Origin of the sequence: Halosolutus amylolyticus (genome assembly GCF_023566055.1) — an archaeon.
Lineage (GTDB): Archaea > Halobacteriota > Halobacteria > Halobacteriales > Natrialbaceae > Halosolutus > Halosolutus amylolyticus.
The window spans coordinates 512,558-528,839 of sequence record NZ_JALIQP010000001.1; the positions used below are offsets into that span (position 1 = coordinate 512,558).

Here is a 16,282-nt window from a genome sequence, read left to right on the forward strand (position 1 = left end):
GGCGGCGTCCTGGGCCGATATCTTCTCGCGGCGGTTCGACTAGTCCGACGCTTCGGCCGTCGCGATCGGCTCGATCGCCAGTTCCATCGTCACGCCGTCGACGTCCCACTCCTCGCGGTAGCCGTCCTCGACCGTCCCGATCTCGTCGGCGCGGACCTCCTCGCGGACCAGGTCCGTCCGCTCCTCGACGAGGGCGGCGACGCGATCGTCCTCGATCTCGAGGTCGAGCGCGATCCGCTCCTCGACGTCGAGGTCGAGGTCCTTGCGCATCTCCTGGACCCGGCGGATGACCTCGCGGGCGTAGCCCTCGCTCTCGATGTCGTCGGTCAGCGAGGCGTCGACGTAGACGACGCCGCGATCGTCGCCGTTCAGGCCGAACGCGCTTCCGGCGACGCCCGCGGGCGTCTGGGTGACGAAGGAGACCATCTCCTCGGTGATGGACTCGTCGTCTTCGAGGACGTCCGCGACGGCGTCCGCGATCGTCTCGAGGCTCGGGTCCTCGATCCGGGCCTCGTTGAGGGCGTTCATGACCCGCCCGGCGCGATCGCCGAAGGCCGGGCCGAGTTCGCTCATGTCCGCCTCGGCGCTGTACTGGAGTTCGCCCCAGCGATCGTCCGGCGAGACCAGTTCGATCTCGCGGGCGTTGAGCCGGTCGGCCAGCAGGTCGGTGTGCCGGTCGACGGCCTCGACGACTCGCTCGTCGTCGGCCGCGACGACGACCCGCGGGACGGGCCAGCGGAGTTTGCGCCCGGCCTGCTGGCGGGCGTTCGCGCCGGCCTCCTCGATCGCCCGCAGGAGCGCGACGTCCTCCTCGAGCTGTTCGTCCTCCCAGTACTCCTCGACCGCCGGCCAGTCGCACATGTGGACGGTGTCGTGCTCGGCGTCGCCGGTCAGGGTGCCGTAGATCTCCTCGCTGATGAACGGCGCGTACGGCGCGAGCAGGGCGACGACCTCCCGGAGCACCCGGTAGATCGTCGCGTAGGCGGCCCGTTTGGTGGCGCTGTCGTCTTCCTCCCACATGCGTTCCCGGACCGCCTGCACGTAGAACCGCGAGACGTCCTCGACGACGAACTCGAGGAGGGCGTCGACCGCCTTGTCCTGGCGGAACTCCTCGAAGTGGGCGGTCATCTCGGCCTTCGTGGACTGGAGGCGGGCGAGGATCCACTCGTCGATCAGTTCCAGATCCTCGTCGACGTCCTCGAGCGTCGTCTGCTGTGGATCGAACTCGTCCAGTCGCATGTACGGCAGCGGGAACCGGAAGACGTTCCAGAGCGTCCGGAGGTGATTCTCCATCGTCTGCATCCCGTCCCAGGAGAAGCGCATGTCGTCGCCCTGCGGGTTGTTCGACAGCAGGAACAGCCGCATCACGTCCCGGCCGTGGCGATCGATCGCCTCGTGGGGGTCGATCAGGATGTCCTTGGACTTGCTCATCGCGCGGCCGTCGGGCATGAGCGCGTGGCCGTGCATCAGCACTTCCTGGTAGGGAATCTCGCCGAGTGCGGCGGTGCCCATGCCGAGCTGGGACCAGAACCAGCCGCGGGTCTGGTCGTGGGCCTCGAGGATGAAGTCCGCGGGCCAGAGTTCGTCGAACCGGCTGTCGTCCGCGGGGAAGTCGAGGGTCCCCCACGACGCCACGGAGGAGTCGAGCCAGACGTCGAAGACGTCGGGAACGCGGGTGTAGGTGGTCCCGTTCTCGGTGATCGTGAGGTCGTCGACCGTGTCCTTGTGGAGGTCGACCTCGTCCGGGTCGATCTCCTGGTCGACCCGATCGGCGAGTTCCTCGCGATCGCTGATGACGATCCGGTCCTGGTCGTCGTCGCGGTCTTCGGGCGTCCACACGGGAAGGGGAATGCCCCAGTAGCGCTGCCGTGAGACGTTCCAGTCGGGAGCCTCCTCGACGAAGTCGCGGAAGCGGTTGTCCCGTGCCCACTCGGGGTGCCACTCGCTGTCCTCGATGTTCTCGAGGAGTTCGTCCTTGACGTCCGTGATCGTGATGAACCACTGGTCGGTGACGATCTGGATGATCCCCGTGTCGCAGCGCCAGCAGTGGCCGTAGCTGTGGGAGACGGTGCCCGACGCCAGCAGCGCTCCGTTCTCCTCGAGATCCGCCATGATCTCGTCGTCGGCGTCCTTGACGAACTGGCCCGCGTACGTGCCGGCCTCCTCGGTGTAGACGCCGTCGCCGCCGACGGGACAGAAGATCGGGAACCCGAGTTCCCGCCCGCGCTCGAAGTCCTCCTCACCGTGACCCGGCGCGGAGTGGACGAGGCCGGTACCCTCGCCGTGCGTGTCGACGTAGTCCGCCGCGTAAACCTCGAACGCGCCCTCGGCGTCGACGTGGTCGGGGACCTCCTCGGCGAGCGGGTGCTCGTAGGACCAGCCGATCAGGTCCTCGCCGGACAGTTCCTCGACGACCTCGTAGTCCTCGTAGCGGCCCTCCTTGAGGACCTCCTCGTGTTTCGCTTCGGCGACGTACAGCAGTTCCTCCTCGCCGTCTTTCTCCGCCCGCACGCCGACGTAGTCGCCCTCTTCGTCGACCGCGACGAAGGTGTTCGCGGGGATCGTCCACGGCGTGGTCGTCCAGATGACGATCGAGCCCTCGCTGCTCGCGGGTCCGTCGTCCCCGCTCGCTCCATCCGGGGACTCCCCCTGGTCGTCCCCGCGATCCTCGAGGTCGAATTTCACGTATATCGAGGGGTCCTCGACGTCCTCGTACTCGACCTCGTTGTTCGCGATGGCGGTCTCACACCGGGGACACTGCGAGATCGATCGGTGCCCCTTCTCGACCAGCCCGCGCTCTGCGGCCTTCGAGAAGCCCCACCAGGCCGCCTCCATGTACTCCGGGCTGACCGTCCGGTAGGGATTCTCCCAGTCCATCCAGACGCCGAAATCCTGGAAGTCGGACTGCAGGCCCTCGAGTTGCTCGTTGGCGTAGTCCTTGCACGCCTGGATGAAGTTCTCCTCGCCGTACTCCTCGATGTCCTGCTTGTTCTCGAAGCCGAGTCGCTCCTCCACGCGGGTCTCGATCGGCAGGCCGTGCATGTCGTAGCCCGGCCGATCGGTGACGTCGTACCCCTGCATCCGGAAGAAGCGGAGGTAGACGTCCTTCAGCGATTTGTTCCAGGTGGTCCCCATGTGCGCCGAACCGGACGTGTACGGCGGGCCGTCCACGAAGAAGAAGGAGTCACCGTCGGAGCGATGCTCGACCGTCCGTTCGTAGGCGTCGACCGCGTCCCAGTACTCGAACACCTGCTGTTCGAGTTCGTGGGGATCGTACTGGTCGTCGACCTCGCCGAACCTGCTCATACCAGAGGTAACTGGCTGGTGCAGTAAAGAGGAATCGATATTGCGAACCCTGCGCCCGGATCGACGCCGGCCGCGGGTTCGGCTCGAAACGTCGATCGACGGGGACGAGAACCGCGGTTCAGGGGCCGATCAGACGACCCTCGAGAGGACCTTCTGGTAGCCGAGGCCGTAGGCTCCGGCGTAGAGCATGACGCAGCCGATCGCGGCGAGCCACACGGCAACCATCGCGTCGCCCGCCCCGAGGTGCTGGAAACTCGCGTACTCTGCGGCGATACCGCCCACCGTGAGCAAGCCGGCGATGGCGGTATAGACGACGAGCGAGAGCGATTCCACGATGAGTTCCGATGTCATTACCGAATCAGAGTTCCCGGGAGAACGTAAATCTGTCCCCGCGTTCGGAACGCGATGACGAGGGGCGCAGCGCCCGCCGTCCGACCGCCACGAGAACTGTTAACTGACAGTCCGGGGAACGTCCGGCCACCATGCCCGCGTACGAGAACCTCACGGTGGATCGCGACGACGGCGTCACGACGGTAACGCTCCAGAGCACGGCCGGCCGAAACGCCTTGCACCTGGAGATGGCGAACGAACTGGTGGCCGTGGCCACCGCGCTCGGCGAAGACCCGGACGCGAGATGTATCGTCCTGACTCACGACGGGGATTTCTTCGGGAGTGGGGCCGATCTCACCGAATTTTCGGGCGACGAATCCGACGCCCCGCTGCTCCGGCGACTGGCTGGCCGCCTCCACGAGGCGATCGTCCAGTTCCACCAGTCCGAAACGCCTGTCGTCGGCGGTATCGACGGGATCGCCGCCGGGGCCGGGTTCAGCCTCGCGCTCATGCCCGATCTGGTCGTCCTCGGCGACGAGGCGACGCTGAAATTCGCGTACCCGGGAATCGGACTGACCGGCGACGGCGGGGCGACGTTCTACCTCCCGCGACTCGTCGGCCTCCGGACCGCGAAGGAGATCGTCCTGCGTGACGAACCGATCGATCCCGAGGAGGCCGTCGAGATGGGGCTCGCGACCGAAGTCGTCCCGACCGACGCGTTCGACGATCGGCTCGCGGACCTCGCGAGCGAGGTGGCGTCGGGGCCGACGACGGCGTTCGGGACGACGACCCGCCTGCTGACCGAGAGCTTCGATCGGGACCTCGAGGCCCAACTCGCCGCGGAGACGAACGCCATCGCGAACGCGACCCACACCGAGGATTACGCGCGGGGCCTCGACGCGTTCTTCGGCGACGACGATCCCGAGTTCGTCGGCCGGTAACGAGCGGCGGCCGTCGGATCGGCCCGCATATATCCCTGCGGACGTATCCTCGCGTGTGCCCGCGTCCGACTCCGACTCCGACTCCGGATCTCGAGACGATCCACCCTTCCCGACCGCTCGCCACGTCCTCGAAGACGACTGCCGGCGCTGCCCGGCGCTCGTCGAGCACCGCGAGTGCATCTCGTGGGGCACCGGCGATCCCGACGCGAGCGTCGTGGTCGTCGGCGAAGCGCCCGGCTACGGCACCCCCGAGGCCGATCGGTGGCGGGGCGGCAACTGGACCGCCAAGGCCTACACCTCGCGTCACTCCGGTCGCCGGATTCGGCGCATGCTCGCACAGGTCGGCTACGGAGAGGAGGCGTACTACACGAACGCGGTGAAGTGTTTTCCCGCCGATCCCGAGGCGCCGACGAGCAACCGCGAACCGACCGCGGAAGAGCGCGCGAACTGTCGGACCCACCTGCTGACCGAACTCGATCTCGTCGATCCCGACGTCGTCCTCGCGACCGGGAAACACGCGACGAAGACGGTTCTCGCGGCCGAGAACCAGGACCTCGACGGCTTCGTCGACGGCGTGCTCGACCCGATCGACTGCGATCGGCTCGGGGTGTGGCTCGTCCCGATCCTGCATCCCTCCTACCAGGACGTCTGGATCGGCCGACTGGGATACGACGCCGACGAGTACCTCGCGGCGATCGGGGAGACACTGGACGAACTGTGCACGACGAGGGTCGACTCGAGGCGGGGATAGCGCCGCGGTCGTCGTAACAGGCGAGTAAGCTTCTTACAGGCGGGCGACACACAGTCGCCTATGAGTACGATCTTCAGCCAGATCGTGGAGGGAGAGATTCCGGCACGTATCGTGTACGAAGACGAGACGACGGTCGCCTTTCTCGACGCCAACCCGCTCGCGCCGGGCCACACGCTGGTGATCCCGAAAGACGAGTACGAACGGCTGAACGACGTCCCCGGCGACGTCGCCGACGACCTCTACGCGACCATCCACCGGCTGGTTCCCGTCGTCGAGGAGGCAGTCGACGCCGACGCGACCACCGTCGCGTTCAACAACGGCGAGGAAGCCGGCCAGGAGGTCCCCCACGTTCACTGCCACATCGTCCCCCGGTTCGAGGGCGACGGTGGCGGCCCCATCCACGCCATCGCCGGCGATCGACCCGACCTGGACGACGACGAACTCGACGAGATCGCCGGAGAGATCGAGTCGAACGCCTGATACGGAGTGCTGTACCGATGGACCGGCACGACCGCAGGCGGGTCGCGGTTGCGCCGGAACTGACGGACAGTAGTTCGTATGAATCGATCGTCCCACAGTCGGGTCGGCGTCTACTTGGCCGGCCCCGAACCGGTGCCGTGAGGGTTTTGCCGATCGCGCGCGAGCGTCGCGTATGAGTCTCGTCGCCCAGTTTCGCGCCCACCCGATCGCCACGACCCTCGAACTCGGGAGCGTCCTGGTCTGTTGCCTGCTGTTTTTCGGGACGTTCGTCGCGCTCGCGACCGTCCCGCCGTCGCAGTCGACGACGCCGTGGCTCGCGATCGTCGGCGTCGGTGCGGCGTTCGTCCTGTTCTGGACCGCGATCGTGCCGCTGTACGAGCGGACGCGCTAGACGATCGTCCCGACAAGCAGATCGCCGTACAGCAGGCCGATCACCAGCCCGGCGAACACCGGGACGAGAAACGGTGCGCCCGGCGAGATCCAGACCGTCTCGTTCGCCGTGAGCACCTCGAGCCCCTCCCGCAGTTCGTCCGGCGTGGTGCCGTAGGCCGTCCCCTCGATGTCGTCCAGGAATGCCGCGGCGCCCCACGGGTCGTCGGCGGCCGGCGTTCGATCGACACCCGACGCGTCGATGGCGCCAGTCTCGGGTCCAGCCTCCGCCGTCCCCCCGTCGCTTCGAACGTCGGGGCCGGCCGCGACCGCCCCGTCGGTCGGTGGGTTCGGCTCGTCGGGGAGCGACGCCGGGTCCCGGTACCGACCGGGCGCGTCGCGCAGGTCGGCGAGCGTCAGTCCGCGCCAGCGGAGGTACATCCGCAGGGCGTCGAGATCGAGTCCGTTCCGGGAGAGCCCCTCCGGCGTCGAGAGCAACGTCCCGTGGCGCTCGGCGACCGCCTCCCAGGAGACCGGCCAGCCGACGAACATGACGGGCGCGATGCGCCCGGCGACGGCGTTGCGGGCCGCGAGGACGATCGGGAGCGCCAGTCCGACGAGGACGGCGTTCGAGAGGATCGTGAACGAGAACGCCTCGATCGGCGTGCCCGAGACGGGGAGCGTCCACGTGCCGACGGTGTACTGCGGAAAGGTCGGGAACAGCAGGGCGAGCACGAGCAGCGCCTTCGCGTCCGCGCCGCCGAAGCCGCCGAGCCACCAGAACAGGTACGCGATCGGGACGACCAGCCCCAGGCTGATCGCCGCCGGGACGAGAAAGTCGTGGGTCCAGGCCAGGCCGCCCGCCTGCCGGGCGGTCCAGCCGTCCCAGACGAGCGTCACGGTTCCGATCGCCGCGAGGGGGATCCAGACGGTGCTCGAGACGCGCCTGGTCCGAACGTCGCGGATCGCGGCCCACGCGAAGACGGGGAGGGCGACGAGTCGCAGGAGATCCGGCACCGTCGCCGACGCGAAGGCGAGTGTCACAGGTCCCCCTGCGAAGGGCGGTCCCCTTACGTTTTCGGCTCCGGAGCATCCCGCAGATGAGAGACCGACGCCCGCCGATCGGCTGGTGGTGGACACCGTCGGATCGGTCCGCCAGCAGACGTCGCACGCACCGGAGCACAAGAGAGACGACGGGCGGTAGTAGCGACTAGAGTGGAGGAAAACGCAGTGTCCGGACCGGCCGGAGCGGCCGATCGGCACGGGATCCACGGCGGACCCCGCGGGTGACGGGCACAGTTTAAATGACGCGGTTCTGCAGGTAGTCGAGGTGTTTCGCGTTGTAGACGATCTTGACCTCGTCAGTCTCGGCGGACCCGATGCAGGTCAGCCGGACGTTCTTGTCCTCGACCTCCTCGTCGCTGAGGATCTGCTGCATGTCCATCTGGATCTCGCCCTCCTTGACGATCGCCGCGCAGTTCGCGCAGGCACCTGCGCGACAGGAGAAGGGCCAGTCGTAGCCCTGTGCCTCGGCGGCCTCGAGGATGTATTCGCCCTCGGCGACGTCGAGGGAGCCGTAGTCCTCGTCGTCCAGACCGGCGTCGGCGGCCTGGTCGAAGAGATCGTCGTCGTCCATGTCCCAGCCCTGGTCGTCCAGCACTTCGTAGTTGAGGTATTCTACCGTGGGCATCACTCGGCGATTCGAGTCCCGTACTGGTATAGCTTGCTGTTCGGTCCTCAATTGTCTTTCAGTCAGAATCGAGCAATTCGACTGAAAGACTGTCACGAGGTGACGAAGTTCACGGCGATGCGGAGAATCGAAACGGGAATGGTCGGGCGGATCCCGTGAGTACCCAGTCGGAGAGAATCGGGGCGAATACCACGTTAGCTGTCGGAGATCGTCGATCGGGCGCGTGCGGTCCGCGATCGGACCGGTCTCAGAACCCGAAGATGGGGACGAACCGGAACGTGAGAAACGCGCCGACCGTCGCGATGATCGGCACGACGTTCTGCATGATGATGACCCGCGCCGTCGTCGACGGATCGAACAGGTCGGACGCCTGGGGAATGTCCTCGGGTTCCTCCTCGCCGATCTCGGGCGGCGTCTCCCCCTCCTCTTCCGCGGTGAGCGCGCCGACTGAGACGCGGGTCTCCTCGCCACGGCGAGCGTCGGAGAGCGTCGTCGTCCGGGTTGCCCGACCCCAGCCGAGCCCGATGATGCACATCGTCGCGACCACGACGAAACTCGCGGGAATGCCGATCGCCGAGAGAACGATGACGATCGTCGAGGCGATGACGGCGACGACGATCGCCGCCGTAATCGGGAGGTTCGTGATGTCGTTGCCGAGCGTGTCGAGCGTCCGGCGGGCGATCGTGAAACACCCCACTGCGACGGCGGCAGAGCCGAGCAGAATGAGCGGGATCATGTCGACGTCGCCGGTGCCGTAGATCGGGGCGATCGCGTTCGCGATGTTACTCGTACCCGAGGAGAACGCCATCAGACAGCCGATCGCGACGACGACGAACGCGCCGGTGATCTCCCGCCGGTCCGCGCCGACCCCGAATCGGAGTCGGGGAACCGTCCCCGATCGATCGACGGTGATCATCTCGCGGCCCTCCTGATTGGCCTCGATGGCGACCCACGCGTTGATCTGAGGGTAGAAGTACCGGCCGACGACGCCGGCCACCCAGAAGCCGATGATCGGGGCGACGATCCACCAGACGACGATCTCGCCCATCACCGCCCAGTTGAGTTCGCCGGTCGCGAGGCCGAGCGCGGCGATCGCGCCGACCGCGGTCATCGACGTCGACGCCGGAACGCCGGCGTAGTTGCCGACGAACAGCGCGCCGCCGATGAAAAAGAGGACGGCGACGTTCGATCGCATAGTGAAGACGTCGGTCGTGTGCACGAGTTCGTCCCCGAGCGTCGTGACGACGTTCGGGCCGATCGTGATCGCGCCGAGAAAGAAGAAAATCGACATCAGCGCTGCCGCCGCGAGTTTCGTGATCACGTTGGCGCCGACGGCGGGCCCGAACGCCGGTCCCGTCGTCGCACCGCCGATGTTGTAGCCGACGAAGACCGCAACGAGAAGCCCCACGAGCAACAGTACTTCCGTCACGTTCGAGAGTCACGAGATCCAACCCCAAAAGCACGCCTGTTTGCGATCGGCCCCCACCGAGCGCGAGCGGCGTCACGTTCGTCGGTCCGGCCGACGCGTCGCCCCGTTTCGAGATCCTGTCTCGAGGGATCGGCGTCCGCGTGCCGTCAAATCCCGGTTTCGTCGCCGCTGTACTCGCGGTTCCTTGCCAAAGAATTTCAACTGGGTGTACCATACGTACCGACAGCATGTACTTCGACCGGGAACTGGTGCGGCAAACGGGACGAGGGCGAACCGAACCGACCCAACGAGTAGATCGAAGCGACCGCGTCGAGGTCCGCCGAGCGTCCACCCGTCCGAAACAGTTGGGTGACGATCGACGATGTTGAATCCGATCCGCGTCGATGCGGCCGTCGACCTCGCTTATGGTGCGTTGATCGCGCTTTCGATCGTCCTTATCGCGAGGCTGGATGCGAGCATCGGTCTCTCGTTCGGGATCGGCGTGTTCGCGTCGTACGTCGTCCACGTCGTCTGGAAGATGGCTCGGTTCGATCCCGACTGGATGACGCAGGCCGTCGAGGAAACGGTCGGCGAAACCGTCGAGAAGCAAGTCGAGGAGGTACAGGCGCAGGTCGAGCAGACGGTCGGTGAGACCGTCGAAGAAACGGTCGGCGAAACCGTCGAAGAGACCGTCGAGGAAACGGTCGGCGAAACTGTCGAAGAGACCGTCGAAGAAACGGTCGGCGAAACCGTCGAGAAGCAGGTCGACGAAGTACAGGCACAGGTCGAAGCCGTCGACGAGCGCGTTGATCGGCGCCCTCGCGAAGACGAAGTCGAAGAGATCATCGAGGAGTCGGTCGAGGACGAGTCGGAGTAAACCGGCACGCATCAGACGGACTGTCTTTACCGGGGCGGCCGAGGACAGGTTTCGCTTGCTCCGGGAAACAGTTACAGCAGTCAGTATCAGTGAACGATCGTCACCGGCACCTCGGACCGTTTGGACACCGTCTCCGCGACGTTCCCGACGAGAAACCGGTGTGTCGCGCGGGACCAGTCCGCGCCGTGGCTCCCGAGCACGATCGTGTCGTAGTCGTCGGCACGGCTGATGATGTTCCGGGACGGATGGCCGATGCCGAAGATCGTCTCGATTTCCCGATCCCGTTCGTCTGCGATCGTCCAAGCACGTTCGAAGACGGGGTCGGCGCGTTCGGCGGCGGCGTCGCTGATGTCGTCCTCGAGCGAGAGTCCCACCGCGTCGCCCATCATCATCGACGGGACGCCGACGACGTGGAGGACGGTGACCTCGGCGTCTGGATGGTTCTCGAGCGCGTACTCGAGGGCGTGGCCGGCGTACTCGGAGTCGTCCATCGGGACGAGAATTTTCGAGAGCATGCGCGAGGATACAGCACCCAGGGACGTAAGTTCCCCGTCAGGCGACGCCCGGAACGATGATGAAGAACCCGTAGGCCAGGATCGTCGACATCGAAGGGCCGATGATCCACATCGAGACGTACTTGATAATGGCCCGCGGGTTGAAGAGGTCGCCCGCGTTGAGCACCGCTTCGGGTTCTTCCTCGCCGATCGGTGGTGACGGTTCGCCTTCCATCTCCTCGGCGGTGATCGCGCCCGGAACGATTTCGGTGTCTTCCACGTCGCGGGTAACCGCCTCGCGGAAGGTGATCGGACGGGTCGCCCGCCCCCAGCCGATGCCGACGATCGTCATCACCGTCGCCATCACGAGGCTAATTGGAATCCCGATGTACGAGAGCGCGGTCGTGATCGTCGACGCGGTCACCATGACGAACAGCGCCGCGAGCAGGGGGATGTCGCTCAGTTCACCCCCGACCGAGTCCATCGTTCGGCGGGCGATGGTGAAGCCGCCGAGTCCGATCGCGAGCGTGGCGACCATAATCGCGACGTCCGCGTCCAGTCCGCCGGCACCGCCGACCAGCGGCGCGGCGGCGTTGGGAACGTTACTCGCACCGGCGCTAAACGCCATGTAACAGCCGATGATGAGGACGACCACCGTCGTGGCGAGTTCCCGCCAGGTCGTGTTCGGGCCGAACGTCGGTTTCGGGACCGAGCCCCGACGATCGAGCGTCAGTAACGGTCCGTCGGACTTTTCGATCTTCACCCGTCGATTGACCTCCGGATAGATGTAGCGGCCGATCATCGCGCCGATCCAGAACCCGATGATCGGCGTCACGACCCACCAGGAGATGATCTCCGCGATCGTCACGTAGTTGAGAGTACCGGTCGCCAGACCGAGTCCGGCGATCGCCCCGACGGTCGTCATCGACGTCGGGACGGGGACGCCGAAGACGTTGGCGACGAGGATTCCCAGCCCGATGAAAAAGAGGATCGCGACGCCCGACGTCAGCGTGAGATCGATCGTGATGATGCCCTCACTGAGCGTGTCCATCACGTTCCGGCCGACGGTCCACCCGCCGAAAAAGACGAAGAACGTCATGATCGCTGCCGCCGACGTCTTCTTTACGATTCCGGCACCGACGGACGGGCCCCAGGTGATCCCTGTCGATGACCCGCCGATGTTGAAGCCGACGAAAATCGAGGCGACGATCCCGACCAACAGCACGGTTTCGACCATCGACAGCGAATACGATTGTCCGGATGAAATAAGTATTGGAGCCTCCCTGTACTGTTTGCGTTGGTTATCACTCTTTCCGGAATGGTGACAGTGGAACGGTCGGTGGCCGCACCTCTCGATCGCGTTCGGACCGCTTCGATCACACGCCCCAGAAGAACGCGATGCCGAGCACGGTGACGATCGATAACAGCAACTGGAGCGGCGCACCGACCCGGAAGTAGTCGGTAAAGCGGTAGCCGCCAGGACCGTAGACGAACAGGTTCGTCTGGTAGCCGATCGGCCCCAGGAAGGCGGTGCTCGCGGCGAACGTGACCGCCATCACGAACGCGAACGGGTTCGAACCGATCCCGGCGGCCGCGGCCGCCGCCACCGGAATCAGGAGGACGACGCTGGCGTTGTTGCTGATCACCTCCGTGATCAACCCGGTCACGATGTAGAACAGCCAGAGGACGACGAGCGTCGGCAGGAAGCCGGCCGTCTGGACGACCAGGAACGCGAGATAGGCCGCCGCACCCGACTGTTCCAGGGCGATCCCGAGCGGGATCACGCCCGCCAGCAGGAAGATGATGTCCCACTCGACGGCGTCGTACAGTTCGTTCGGTTCGAGGACCCCGGTAACGACCATCGCGACCACGCCCGCGAGCGCGGTAAGCAGGATCGGGTATATTTCGAGGGCGGCGATCGCGACGACGCCGATCATGATGGCGACGGCGATCGGCGCCTTGTCGGCCCGGTACTCGGGCCGGGGCGGTTCGCGGGCGACGATCACGTCGTCGCGCCGCGAGAGGCGATCGAGCGTGTCGGGCGGGGCCTGTACGAGGAGCGTGTCGCCGACGTCGAGTCGCCGGCCGACGAGGCGCTCGCCGACGACAGTCCCGTGGTGTCGAAGTCCGAGCACCGCGGCGTTGAACTCCTCGCGGAAGCGTTCGGGGTCCAGCCGTTCCCCGACGAGTCGCGAGTCGAGTGAGACCACCAGTTCCGTGAGGATCCCCTCCGAGTCGAGCGCCGAAATCTCCGCCGCTGACTGCGGATCACCGACGAGTTCGACCACCTCGGCGTCCTCGAGGGTCGCGATGGCGTCCCGGTCCGTCCGGACCACGAGCACGTCGCCCTCGCTGAGACGGGTCGCCTGTCGCGGGGCGACCGATCGGTCCTCGTCGTGGAGGACCTGCACGACGTCGACCTCCGGCCCCAGCACGGCGGTCGCCTCGCGGATCGTCCCGCCGGCGAGGGGCGACCCGGGGACGACGGCCACGTCCGCGATGTAGTCGCCGACCGCGTACTCCTCGACGTAGTCGGCCCGCGGCGGCACGCGTTCCGGCAGGAGGTAGTGGCCGACGAAGACGAGGTAGAGCCCCCCGACGAGGGCGACGATCGCGCCCAGGCCCGTAAACTCGAACATCGAGAACCGGTGGAGTTCGGGGTAGTCCGCTCCGAGACGGGCGCTGATGTCGCTCGCGAGGATGTTCGTCGAGGTGCCGATCAGCGTGAGCATCCCGCCGACCTGCGAGGCGTAGGACAGCGGGATGAGCAGTTTCGACGGCGATGTGTTCCCCCGATTGGCGACGTCGGTGACGACGGGCACCAGCAGGGCGACGACGGGCGTGTTGTTCAGAAAGCCCGAAACGGGACTCGTCGCGAGGACGGTCGCGAACAGCTGCTTGCGGAGGCTCGTGCCCGCGAAGGCGGCCATTCGCCGGCCCAGTTCCTGCACCAGCCCCGTTCGGCTGATCCCGCCGCTCAGGATGAGCATCGCGAGCACGGTGATCGTCGCGTCGTTCGAGAACCCGGAGACGCCGGTGCTCGGATCGATCCCCGTCCACGGCTCCAGGACGACCAGGATCACGATCAGCAGGATCGCGGTCACGTCGATCGGCAGTCGCTCGGTGAGAAAGAGGACGAGCGCGACCGCGACGACGCCGAACACGACGAGAATGTCTGTCGTCAGTGCCGGCTGTGCCACTGGCTCCTGGGCGAGGGGCACGCCGGCCGCAACTGACATACGACGAGCAACACCGACCAGACACGTAACGATTCTGAACGGATAGCGAACAGTGTACGGCCGATGACGGTCGTGAAATCGTCGCCTTTACTCGCGTTCGCACCGCGAGGTCGGATATGAACGCCGACGACACTGCGGCGGAGTTCGAAGTGATTCCGGCGGTCGACGTCCAGGACGGCGAGGTCGTCCAGCTCGTCCAGGGCGAGCGCGGCACGGAGAAGACCTACGGCGATCCCGTCGAGGCCGCCCGGCGGTGGATCGACGCCGGTGCCGAGACGCTCCACCTCGTCGACTTAGACGGCGCGTTCGAGGGCGAACGGGCCAACGCCGACGCGATCGAGGCCGTGATCGACGCGGTCGACGTCCCGACCCAGCTCGGGGGCGGGATCCGAACCGCCGCGGAGGCGATCGACCTGCTCGATCGGGGCGTCGATCGGGTCATCCTCGGGACGGCGGCGATCGAAAACCCCGAGATCGTCGCGGAGATCAGCGACACGCACCCCGACAGCGTGGTCGTCAGTCTCGACGCCAAAGACGGCGAAGTGGTCGTCGAGGGCTGGACCGAGGGGGCCGGCGTCTCGCCCGTCGAGGCCGCCGAGCGGTACGCGGACCTCGGCGCGGCCGGCATTCTCTTTACGAACGTCGACGTCGAGGGGCAACTCGAGGGCGTCGCGACCGATCCCGTCCGCGACCTGGTCGAGGCGACCGAGATCCCGGTGATCGCGAGCGGCGGCGTCGCGACGATCGACGACGTGCGGGCGCTCGCGGACGCCGGCGCGGCCGCCGCGGTCGTCGGCAGTGCGCTGTACGAGGGACGGTTCACGCTCGCCGAGGCACAGGCCGCGATCGAAGCGTGAACTCGGCTACGATCGCCAGAACGCGGCCGTGAACAGGACGAGCACCGGAATGATCTCGATGCGCCCGATCCACATCATGACGATCATGACGATCCTGGTCGTGGTCGGGAACCCGGCGTAGTTTTCGAACGGTCCCGCGCGCTCGAACGCCGGGCCGATGTTGAGGAAGATCGACGCGGAGGCACCCATCGCCTCGAACTCGCCGACGCCGTCGCCGACCCGCACCGAGTCGACGACGACGAACACCGTCAGGAGGAAGAAGATGATGATGGCCAGCAGGACGTAGGTGTAGACGTCCTGGACGGTCTCCTCGTCGACGACCTCGTCGCCGAGCCGCAGCGGCCGGACCGCCTCCGGGTGGATCGAGGTGAAGAGATTTCGGCGGAACGCCTTGATCGTCACCAGCCAGCGCAGCGACTTGATCGAGCAGGTCGTCGACCCGGCCATCCCGCCGAGGAACATCCCGAGAAAGAGCATGTGCTTCGCGCCCGGCGACCAGAGGTCGAAGTCCGTCGAGGCGTAGCCCGTCGTCGTCACCATCGAGACCACGTTGAACAGTCCGTGGCGGATCGTCGGTTCGACCGCCGAACTCGTCTCCGGATCCAGCCAGACCATGGCCGACACGATCGCCCCGAGAACCGCGAGGACGCCGATGTAAAACCGGAACTCCTCGGACTCGATCGGGCGCGTCCAGTCGCCCTGTGTCAGGTAGTACAGCAGGACGAAGTTCGTCGCCCCGACGATCATGAACGGGATGATCGCCCACTGGACGATCGGCGTGAACGCGCCAGCGCTGTCGGGTTCCGGCGAGAACCCGGCGGTTGCGACGCTGGTCAGCGCGTGCGAGACGGCGTTGAAGAGATCCATTTCGGGTGCCAGTCCGAGCAGGTGCAACGCGTAGAACGTTCCCGCCGCCAGTGCCGTCAGCCCGACGTACAGCCCCCAGATGAGTCGTGCCGTCTCGTCGAGGTGCGGGTGGAGCTTCCGGACGTTTCGCGTCTGGGACTCCGTCTCCATCAGCTGGGCACCGGCGACGAGCAGGTTCGAGAGGAGCCCGATCGCGACGATCAGGATCCCGAGCCCGCCGAGCCACTGGAGGAGCTGTCGCCAGAGCAGGACGGCCCGCGACTGATTCTCGAAGTCCCAGCCGCTCATCACGGTCGCGCCCGTCGTCGTGATCCCGCTCATGCCCTCGAAGAAGGCGTTGACGGGGCCGTCGATCGGGCCGGCGAACGCGGACGCGGACGGCGCGGCGAGGCCCGTGACGAAGAAGGGGATCGAGCCGACGGCGGCGACGCCGAACCAGGTCAGCGCGACCATCAGGAACGCTTCCCGCTGTTCGAGCGTCCGCTCCTCGCGGAGGCGTTCGAGGGCGCCGCCGAGGACGACTGCGACGGCGATCGCGACGAGGAACGGCAATGGATCGTCACCGTCGATGACGGCGAGCACGAGCGGGGCGGCGAGCGGGACGGAGAGCCACTTCAGGACCGTCCCGGTGAGACTACAACTCGATCGCCAGTCGACTCGGATCTCCATCTAC

15 protein-coding genes are annotated in these 16,282 nt (G+C 66.5%); 6 read left to right on the forward strand and 9 right to left on the reverse strand.

Annotated elements, in window-relative coordinates; genetic code table 11:
- Positions 1-39 precede the first annotated feature (39 nt).
- Both ileS and MUN73_RS02480 read right to left on the reverse strand, forming a co-directional pair.
- A complete protein-coding gene (ileS, locus tag MUN73_RS02475; protein WP_250138866.1) occupies positions 40-3,306 on the reverse strand; it encodes an isoleucine--tRNA ligase in 3,267 nt (1,088 codons plus the stop codon).
- 129 nt (positions 3,307-3,435) lie between these two features.
- Positions 3,436-3,657, reverse strand: a complete 222-nt coding sequence (locus MUN73_RS02480) for a DUF8151 family protein (RefSeq protein ID WP_250138867.1) — start codon at positions 3,655-3,657, stop codon at positions 3,436-3,438.
- A gap of 131 nt (positions 3,658-3,788) precedes the next feature.
- Here MUN73_RS02480 and MUN73_RS02485 point away from each other — a divergent pair, with 131 nt between their 5' ends.
- The 4 genes from MUN73_RS02485 to MUN73_RS02500 all read left to right on the forward strand — a co-directional run bounded on the left by MUN73_RS02485 (position 3,789) and on the right by MUN73_RS02500 (position 6,199).
- A complete protein-coding gene (locus tag MUN73_RS02485; protein ID WP_250138868.1) occupies positions 3,789-4,577 on the forward strand; it encodes an enoyl-CoA hydratase/isomerase family protein in 789 nt (262 codons plus the stop codon).
- A 55-nt stretch (positions 4,578-4,632) separates the two neighbouring features.
- On the forward strand, positions 4,633-5,328 hold the full coding sequence (locus tag MUN73_RS02490) for a uracil-DNA glycosylase (RefSeq protein ID WP_250138869.1): 696 nt from the start codon (positions 4,633-4,635) through the stop codon (positions 5,326-5,328).
- Between the two features lie 60 nt (positions 5,329-5,388).
- On the forward strand, positions 5,389-5,808 hold the full coding sequence (locus MUN73_RS02495) for an HIT family protein (protein ID WP_250138870.1): 420 nt from the start codon (positions 5,389-5,391) through the stop codon (positions 5,806-5,808).
- Positions 5,809-5,980: 172 nt separating this feature from the next.
- Complete coding sequence (locus MUN73_RS02500; RefSeq protein WP_250138871.1) at positions 5,981-6,199, forward strand: hypothetical protein; 219 nt, start codon at positions 5,981-5,983, stop codon at positions 6,197-6,199.
- Here MUN73_RS02500 and MUN73_RS02505 read toward each other — a convergent pair.
- The 3 genes from MUN73_RS02505 to MUN73_RS02515 form a co-directional block, all read right to left on the reverse strand.
- Positions 6,196-7,221, reverse strand: coding sequence for an A24 family peptidase C-terminal domain-containing protein (locus MUN73_RS02505; protein WP_250138872.1), 1,026 nt, complete (start codon positions 7,219-7,221; stop codon positions 6,196-6,198). The two genes, MUN73_RS02500 and MUN73_RS02505, sit on opposite strands and share 4 nt — an antisense overlap.
- Positions 7,222-7,477: 256 nt before the next feature.
- A complete protein-coding gene (gene fer, locus MUN73_RS02510) occupies positions 7,478-7,867 on the reverse strand; it encodes a ferredoxin Fer (protein ID WP_250138873.1) in 390 nt (129 codons plus the stop codon).
- A gap of 247 nt (positions 7,868-8,114) precedes the next feature.
- A complete protein-coding gene (locus MUN73_RS02515) occupies positions 8,115-9,296 on the reverse strand; it encodes an inorganic phosphate transporter (RefSeq protein ID WP_250138874.1) in 1,182 nt (393 codons plus the stop codon).
- Between the two features lie 361 nt (positions 9,297-9,657).
- Here MUN73_RS02515 and MUN73_RS02520 point away from each other — a divergent pair, with 361 nt between their 5' ends.
- Positions 9,658-10,152 (forward strand): hypothetical protein, encoded by a 495-nt coding sequence (locus MUN73_RS02520; protein ID WP_250138875.1) that lies wholly within the window; start codon positions 9,658-9,660, stop codon positions 10,150-10,152.
- A gap of 86 nt (positions 10,153-10,238) precedes the next feature.
- Here MUN73_RS02520 and MUN73_RS02525 read toward each other — a convergent pair whose 3' ends face one another.
- From MUN73_RS02525 to MUN73_RS02535, 3 genes are all read right to left on the reverse strand, one after another.
- Positions 10,239-10,667, reverse strand: a complete 429-nt coding sequence (locus tag MUN73_RS02525) for a universal stress protein (protein WP_250138876.1) — start codon at positions 10,665-10,667, stop codon at positions 10,239-10,241.
- A gap of 37 nt (positions 10,668-10,704) precedes the next feature.
- Positions 10,705-11,883 (reverse strand): inorganic phosphate transporter, encoded by a 1,179-nt coding sequence (locus tag MUN73_RS02530; protein ID WP_250138877.1) that lies wholly within the window; start codon positions 11,881-11,883, stop codon positions 10,705-10,707.
- A gap of 139 nt (positions 11,884-12,022) precedes the next feature.
- Complete coding sequence (locus MUN73_RS02535; protein WP_250138878.1) at positions 12,023-13,885, reverse strand: SLC13 family permease; 1,863 nt, start codon at positions 13,883-13,885, stop codon at positions 12,023-12,025.
- Positions 13,886-14,001: 116 nt separating this feature from the next.
- On the opposite strand from MUN73_RS02535, the gene hisA reads away from it, so the two are divergent.
- Positions 14,002-14,742 (forward strand): 1-(5-phosphoribosyl)-5-[(5-phosphoribosylamino)methylideneamino]imidazole-4-carboxamide isomerase, encoded by a 741-nt coding sequence (gene hisA, locus MUN73_RS02540; RefSeq protein WP_250138879.1) that lies wholly within the window; start codon positions 14,002-14,004, stop codon positions 14,740-14,742.
- 6 nt (positions 14,743-14,748) lie between these two features.
- On the opposite strand, the gene MUN73_RS02545 is transcribed toward hisA, so the two are convergent.
- A complete protein-coding gene (locus MUN73_RS02545; RefSeq protein WP_250138880.1) occupies positions 14,749-16,278 on the reverse strand; it encodes a TrkH family potassium uptake protein in 1,530 nt (509 codons plus the stop codon).
- Between the last annotated feature and the right edge of the window lie 4 nt (positions 16,279-16,282).